The 6,255-nt window shown below is 63.6% G+C and carries 8 protein-coding genes; 2 read left to right on the top strand and 6 right to left on the bottom strand.

Features of this window, described 5'->3' with window-relative positions:
- On the top strand, window positions 1-501 hold a 501-nt coding region (locus EN906_RS19275; RefSeq protein ID WP_206529126.1), incomplete at its 5' end, for a TraB/GumN family protein.
- A 10-nt stretch (window positions 502-511) separates the two neighbouring features.
- On the opposite strand, the gene EN906_RS19270 is transcribed toward EN906_RS19275, so the two are convergent.
- The gene (locus tag EN906_RS19270; RefSeq protein WP_127270062.1) at window positions 512-1,105 is read right to left on the bottom strand and encodes a DUF2867 domain-containing protein; all 594 of its coding nucleotides are present in this window, start codon (window positions 1,103-1,105) and stop codon (window positions 512-514) included.
- Window positions 1,106-1,182: 77 nt separating this feature from the next.
- On the opposite strand from EN906_RS19270, the gene EN906_RS19265 reads away from it, so the two are divergent.
- Window positions 1,183-1,530: a hypothetical protein gene (locus tag EN906_RS19265; RefSeq protein WP_127273296.1), complete on the top strand. Its 348-nt coding sequence runs from the start codon at window positions 1,183-1,185 to the stop codon at window positions 1,528-1,530.
- A 98-nt stretch (window positions 1,531-1,628) separates the two neighbouring features.
- Here the strand turns inward: EN906_RS19265 and lpdA are convergent, their stop codons facing one another.
- From lpdA to odhB, 5 genes are all read right to left on the bottom strand, one after another.
- On the bottom strand, window positions 1,629-3,059 hold the full coding sequence (gene lpdA, locus EN906_RS19260) for a dihydrolipoyl dehydrogenase (protein ID WP_329608532.1): 1,431 nt from the start codon (window positions 3,057-3,059) through the stop codon (window positions 1,629-1,631).
- A gap of 55 nt (window positions 3,060-3,114) precedes the next feature.
- Window positions 3,115-3,870: an SDR family oxidoreductase gene (locus EN906_RS19255; protein WP_127267778.1), complete on the bottom strand. Its 756-nt coding sequence runs from the start codon at window positions 3,868-3,870 to the stop codon at window positions 3,115-3,117.
- Window positions 3,867-4,334, bottom strand: coding sequence for a hypothetical protein (locus EN906_RS19250; protein ID WP_236382951.1), 468 nt, complete (start codon window positions 4,332-4,334; stop codon window positions 3,867-3,869). The genes EN906_RS19255 and EN906_RS19250 overlap by 4 nt, the downstream gene beginning before the upstream one ends.
- Window positions 4,335-4,385: 51 nt before the next feature.
- The gene (locus EN906_RS19245) at window positions 4,386-5,084 is read right to left on the bottom strand and encodes a DUF4241 domain-containing protein (RefSeq protein WP_164748784.1); all 699 of its coding nucleotides are present in this window, start codon (window positions 5,082-5,084) and stop codon (window positions 4,386-4,388) included.
- 95 nt (window positions 5,085-5,179) lie between these two features.
- Window positions 5,180-6,255: 2-oxoglutarate dehydrogenase complex dihydrolipoyllysine-residue succinyltransferase (gene odhB / locus EN906_RS19240; RefSeq protein WP_127375308.1), on the bottom strand; the 1,076-nt coding region annotated here is incomplete at its 5' end.

The following is a 6,255-nucleotide window of genomic DNA, read 5'->3' as shown; positions in this document are numbered from 1 at the left end:
GCCATGATGGCACTGCCGGCCTGCGAACTCGCCCGCCAGTCAGGCGGCGCCCCGGTGCTCGATGTCAGGCTGGCGGAAGGTGCAAAGGCTTCCGGCAAGCCGGTGGAAGGATTGGAGACTGCTGAAAGCCAGTTGCGCGCCATGGCCTCGCTGCCGCTGGCGTTTCACATGAAGGGCCTCGTCGACACGCTGAAGCTCGGCGATAAGATCAACGACATCAACGAAACCATGATCGTGCTCTACCAGCGCGGCGACACCGGAATGTTCTGGCCGCTGTTTCGCGTGGCCATGCCGGAGGGCACGGACGACCCCGCGGGCTATGCGGCGTTCGAGGAAACCATGATCACCAGCCGCAACAAGGTGATGGTCGAGCATGCCGAACCGATCCTTGCTAGGGGCAACGTCTTCATGGCGGTCGGCGCCCTCCACCTTCCCGGCCCCGAAGGCCTCGTCGAGGACTTCCGCAAGGCCGGTTACACCGTCACGCCTGTTGGACTTTAGCTACTTCAGTTTACTTCGCCAGGATCTGGGCCAGCATCGCCGGAACGATGATCCGGTGAAACGGCATGATGATCGCAAGATAGGCGCGCCCGAGCCAATTGTGCGTCTTGACGATCGTCGTCGCGGCCACCTCTTGCCGGCCCATGCCGAGATCCCTGACTTCGACCAGGACACGGAAATCGAGATGACGGTCGTCGAGGCCAAGCACAACCTTGCCGGGAAACTGGCTGATGAGCGGAAATATCCCGATCCGGCCTGACGGCAACACCGCAGCTTCCAGGCCCGTCTTCAGCCGGAACGGCTTGACGGCAAGGTTGCGCAGCGCCATGAGCCTGCCGACCCAGGGCGGCGTTCGCCCCAGGGCGCGTTCCGCCGCGCCGAGTGCCGTTAAAGAAAGACCCTGGGTGACCAGCACATAGCGGTCGGCGAACTGGGCTCCGGCGAGGGCAGTGCAGTGATTCGGGACAAACTCTGCCAGGGGATTCGTCACGGCAAAATCCTCCGAAAAGATCATAATAGGCACCAACTTGGCGCGTTGCATGGCGAAACGACGCCATTCCGGCGCCGGAACGGCGGGATTGTCCTTGTTTTTGGCGTTTTCCAACCCTAGCGTGAAACCAGTTCAATGATTGCGCGTTATATGGTGTTGATTGATATTTTTCATCCACGGAGGACACTTTTATGGCGAACGCACCGAATCCAAACGACCCGTTCAATCCCAACACCACCAACACCACCATCAAGCAGAGCGGTGGCGGCGGTAGTGGCTGGCTGATTGCGCTGGTCGTCGTTATTCTGGCGGTTGTCGCGTATTATATTTTCGGAAGAAGCGGTGAGCACCCGGCCCCCGCCGAGCCGCCGGCGGCCAGCACACCGGCGCCCGCACCGGCACCGGCCGAACCGATGAAGCCGGCCGAACCTGCGCCAGCACCCGCGCCTGCTCCGGCGCCTGCAGAACCGGCGCCTGCCCCGGCACCAGCGCCTGCACCGGCTCCGGCACCGGCCCCAGCGCCTGCACCGGCCAACTGATCGGCTCGATATCAAATACGAACGGCCCGCCGAAAGGCGGGCCGTTTTGTAGGGATCGCTACGTTCGTCACCCTCGGGCTTGACCGAGGATAGTGCCTTTAGATGTGGATCGGCTTGAAGAACGTTGCCAGCGCCGCCTCCTTGATCGCCTCCGACATCGTCGGATGCGCGTGGCAGGTGCGGGCGAGATCCTCAGACGAGCCCCCGAATTCCATCAGCACCGCCGCCTCGTGGATCATCTCGCCTGCGCCGAAGCCGACAATATGCACGCCGAGTACGCGGTCGCTCGTCTTGTCGGCGAGGATCTTCACAAAACCGTCGGTGTGCAGCATGGCGCGCGCCCGGCCATTGGCGCTGAACGGGAATTTTCCGGCCTTGTAGTCGATGCCGGCCTTCTTCAACTCTTCCTCGGTCTTGCCGACCGAGGCGATTTCCGGGCTGGTGTAGACGACGCTCGGAATGACGTCATAGTTCACGTGGCCGGCCTGGCCGGCAATGGTTTCGGCCACCGCCACGCCCTCGTCCTCGGCCTTGTGCGCCAGCATCGGCCCGGCGATGACATCGCCGATGGCATAGATGCCCGCGACATTGGTCTTGAGATGGCCATCGGTCTTGACCCGGCCGCGCTCGTCGACCTCGACGCCGGCTTCCCCGAGGCCGAGACTGTCGGCATAGGCGCGGCGGCCGGTGGCGATCAGCACGGCATCGGCCTCGATCGTCTCGGCGGCGCCGCCCTTGACCGGCTCGAAGGTGACGGTCGCACCCTTCTTGGCCTTGGCGACACCGGTGACCTTGGCGCCGAGCTTGAACTCGAAACCCTGCTTTGAAAGCAAGCGCTGGAACTGCTTGGAAACCTCGCCGTCCATGCCGCCCAGGATGGTGTCGAGGAATTCGACCACGGTGACCTTGGCGCCGAGCCGTGCCCACACCGAGCCGAGCTCGAGCCCGATGACACCGCCGCCGACCACCACCAGATGGCCGGGAACCTTATCAAGCGACAAAGCGCCGGTCGACGACACGATCACCTTCTCGTCGATGTCGACCTTGACGCCGGGAATGCCGGCGACATCCGAGCCGGTGGCGATGACGATGTTCCTGGTCTCGATCTCCTCGACCTTGCCGTCCTCAGCCGTCACCGACACCTTGCCTGCCGCGACCACCTTGCCAGTGCCGCGAAAGCTGTCGATCTTGTTCTTCTTGAACAGGAAGGCGACGCCGTTGACGTTCGACGACACCGTCGCATCCTTGTGCGCCATCATCTTCTTCAGGTTCAATTTCGGCGCCGATATCTCGACGCCGAGCGTGTCGAAGGAGTGACCGGCCTCGGCGAACATCTCGGAGGCATGGAGCAGCGCCTTGGAAGGGATGCAGCCGATGTTGAGGCAGGTACCGCCGAAGGTCGCGTTCTTCTCGACCACCGCGACCCTGAGCCCGAGCTGCGCCGCCTTGATGGCGCAGACATAGCCGCCCGGTCCCGATCCGATGATAACGACGTCATAAGCCATGATACTGTCCTTCTGTTTGAGCATGATGCCGTGTGACGCGGTTTTCGGATAACATCCTGCTCGATCTGCTTGAGAGCGCTCAGCGGCCGCCGCTTACATTCAGGATCGCGCCTGTCGTATAGGACGCGGCGTCGGAGAGAAGATAGAGAACCGCGCCGGCGACTTCAGCCACTGTACCGGCTCTTTTCATCGGCAGCAGGTCGCGGAACCGCTCCACCCTGTCCGGCTGCCCGCCGGAAGCGTGGATATCCGTGTCGATGATGCCAGGGCGCACCGCATTGACGCGGATGCCTTCCAGCGCCACCTCGCGGGCGAGCCCGATGGTGAAGGTGTCGATGGCGCCCTTGGAGGCGGCATAATCGACATACTCGCCCGGCGAGCCCAATGTCGCTGCCGCCGACGAGATGTTGACTATGGACCCGCCCGACCCGCCATGGCGGGTCGACATGCGCTTGACCGCCTCACGGGCGCAGAGGAACGAGCCGACGACATTGACGCGCATCATGCGCTCCAGCCGCGAAACGTCCATCTCGTCGACGCGCGCCTTGACGTCGACGATGCCGGCATTGTTGACGAAGGCATCGAGCCGTCCATAGGCGTGGTCGACGGCCTCGAACATGGCCACGATATCGGCCTCGCTGCCGACATCGCCCTTGACCGCAAAAGCCTCGCCGCCGGCAGCCTCGATCTCCGCGACCAGTGCATCGGCGGCGTCCTGATTCGCAGCGTAGTTGACCGCGACCCTGTAGCCGGCCTTCGATCCAAACCGGCAGATCGCCGCGCCGATGCCGCGGCTGCCGCCGGTGACCAGCAGCACCTTTTGCGTCCCGCTCATTCCTGGCATCCCTTCAAGGCAAACACATCCCCCGGCACTTTCGAAAACCCGCTGCCGCCATAGGCACTGGATTGGCGCAACGCTGGCCCGAGATCCGGCAGGATCAGCGTCTTCGGCGCTTCGACACCTTCGGCCGGCAGCAGCCCGATGTTGCCCTTGTCATCCGCCGTGTAGATGACGCCATGCCAGGGCGTGCAGGCGGCAAGCTCCTCGCCGGTGACGTCGCCCTCGGGGCATTTGTACATCAGCGCGCCGTTCGGCCGCGACACGCCCTCGTTCCACATGACGATGCCGTTGAGCACCACACTGTTGTCGAGGATCATGCGGAACGTATTGGTGACCGTCGCCGAGGTGCCGGTCGGCGTGAAATCGATTTCGCTGCCGCTCTGGGCGTCGCCATAGACGGCGAGTTCTATCGGGCAGGCGGCATTTGCGGCAGAGTCGGTGAACAACACGGCCAGCATCCCGGCTGCACATCGGATAGTGGGCGATAGGACGCTTTGCATCAGCGCGACCTACTTGCTCTCGCGGCCATCGGCGTTTTCCAGCACGCCGAAATCGGTCAGCAGCAACAACGGCTCGCCTGCTGCGTCCAGTCCCCAGAATGACGGATAAAATCCATCACCCCAGCCGCTCCAGAACATCGCGATGTTGAGCGGGTTGCCGGCAACCGGATGATGCATGACGAACCTGTCCTGGTTGGGTGCGAATTCGGCGGCCAGCACGTCGTCATAGTAATTCTCGTCGGCCTTGAGCTTGTCCTGTTCGGCCGACATCAGCGCCATCGCCGTCTTGTCCATGAAAGAGCCAAGGCCGGCTTCGACGGGGTAGCCGAACATTTCGTCGTCCTTCAGGGTCGACACGTCCTGGTCTGGCAAGGTCGCCAGTTCCCAGCGGACCGGCGTGCCTGGGCGGAGCCGAAGGAACGCTGCTGCCACACGTCCCTGGGCCTCGAACAGAGAAACCGGATAACTTCCAGGTTTGACCTTGCGGCTCAATGCTGGCCAGTCATCGCCTGTGACCAGAGGATCGCAGGCCATAATCTCGCCCGTCGGCAATTCGAGTTGGCCGATCGGGGTGACGGTTATCTTCCGCTCCGCCAATTGCACGTCACTAAGGGCAAAGATGCCGAGGTTGCTGCTCACCTTTGCCGGATTCCATCCGGCGGCGATTGCCAGCGAAGGAACAGCAGTGGACAAGCCAAGCCAGAAAATACTGCGCCGAAAAGTCCGCTGCGCGCCGCCCGCGGCCCGGCCCAGTTTGAACCCGAACCGTTCCAGCCAGCCGCTCACGGGGCGGTTGGCCTTGCTCACAGATCGAGCACCAGCCGTTCCGGATCCTCCAGGCTTTCCTTGACGCGGACCAGGAAGGTCACCGCTTCCTTGCCGTCGACGATGCGGTGATCGTAGCTGAGCGCCAGGTACATCATCGGCCGGATCACGATCTGGCCGCCGACCACCACAGGCCGGTCCTGGATCTTGTGCATGCCCAGAATGCCCGACTGCGGTGCGTTGAGGATCGGCGTCGACATCAGCGACCCGTAAACGCCGCCGTTGGAAATGGTGAACGTCCCGCCTTGCATGTCGGCGACCGACAGCTTGCCGTCGCGCGCGGCGATGCCCAGCCGGCCGATGTCCTTTTCGATCTCGGCGATCGACATCTGGTCGGCATTGCGCACGACCGGCACAACCAGGCCCTTTTCGGTGCCGACGGCGACGCCGATATGGGCATAGTTCTTGAAGATGATGTCGGTGGCGTCGATCTCGGCATTGACCGAGGGGATCTCCTTCAGCGCGTGTGTCACGGCCTTGGTGAAGAAGCCCATGAAGCCGAGCTTCACGCCGTGCTTCTTTTCAAACACATCCTTGTACTTGGTCCGCAGTGCCATCACCGCTGACATGTCGACCTCGTTGAAGGTGGTCAGCATGGCTGCGGTCGACTGCGCTTCCTTGAGGCGGCGCGCGATGGTCTGGCGCAGCTTGGTCATGCGCACGCGCTCCTCGCGCGAAGCGTCGTCGCCCGAGGACGGCGCGCGCACGGCAACCGGTGCAGGTGCCGCCTTCGGCGTCTCCGCCGGCTGCGACGGCGCACCCTTGGAGATGACGTCGAGCACGTCGCCTTTCAGCACCTGGCCACGCTTTCCCGAACCGGAGATCTGGTCGACCGAGAGATTGCTTTCGGCGATCAGTTTCGCTGCGGCCGGTGCCGGTGGCATGGTGCGCGGCTCGACCGGGCCGGCATCGCCGGCGATCTTGGCGGTCTCGGCCGCGGCTTGCTTGCCGGTCGATGCCGCATCCGGCGACGAGGCCTGCGACACCGCCTGCGGCTTGGTCGCTGGCGCGGCGGCAGCGCCACCTGCCGAAATCGAACCGAGCAGCGCACCGA

Origin of the sequence: Mesorhizobium sp. M7A.F.Ca.CA.004.06.1.1 (genome assembly GCF_003999135.1) — a bacterium.
GTDB lineage: Bacteria > Pseudomonadota > Alphaproteobacteria > Rhizobiales > Rhizobiaceae > Mesorhizobium.
This window is presented reverse-complemented; position numbering and strand designations above follow the sequence as displayed.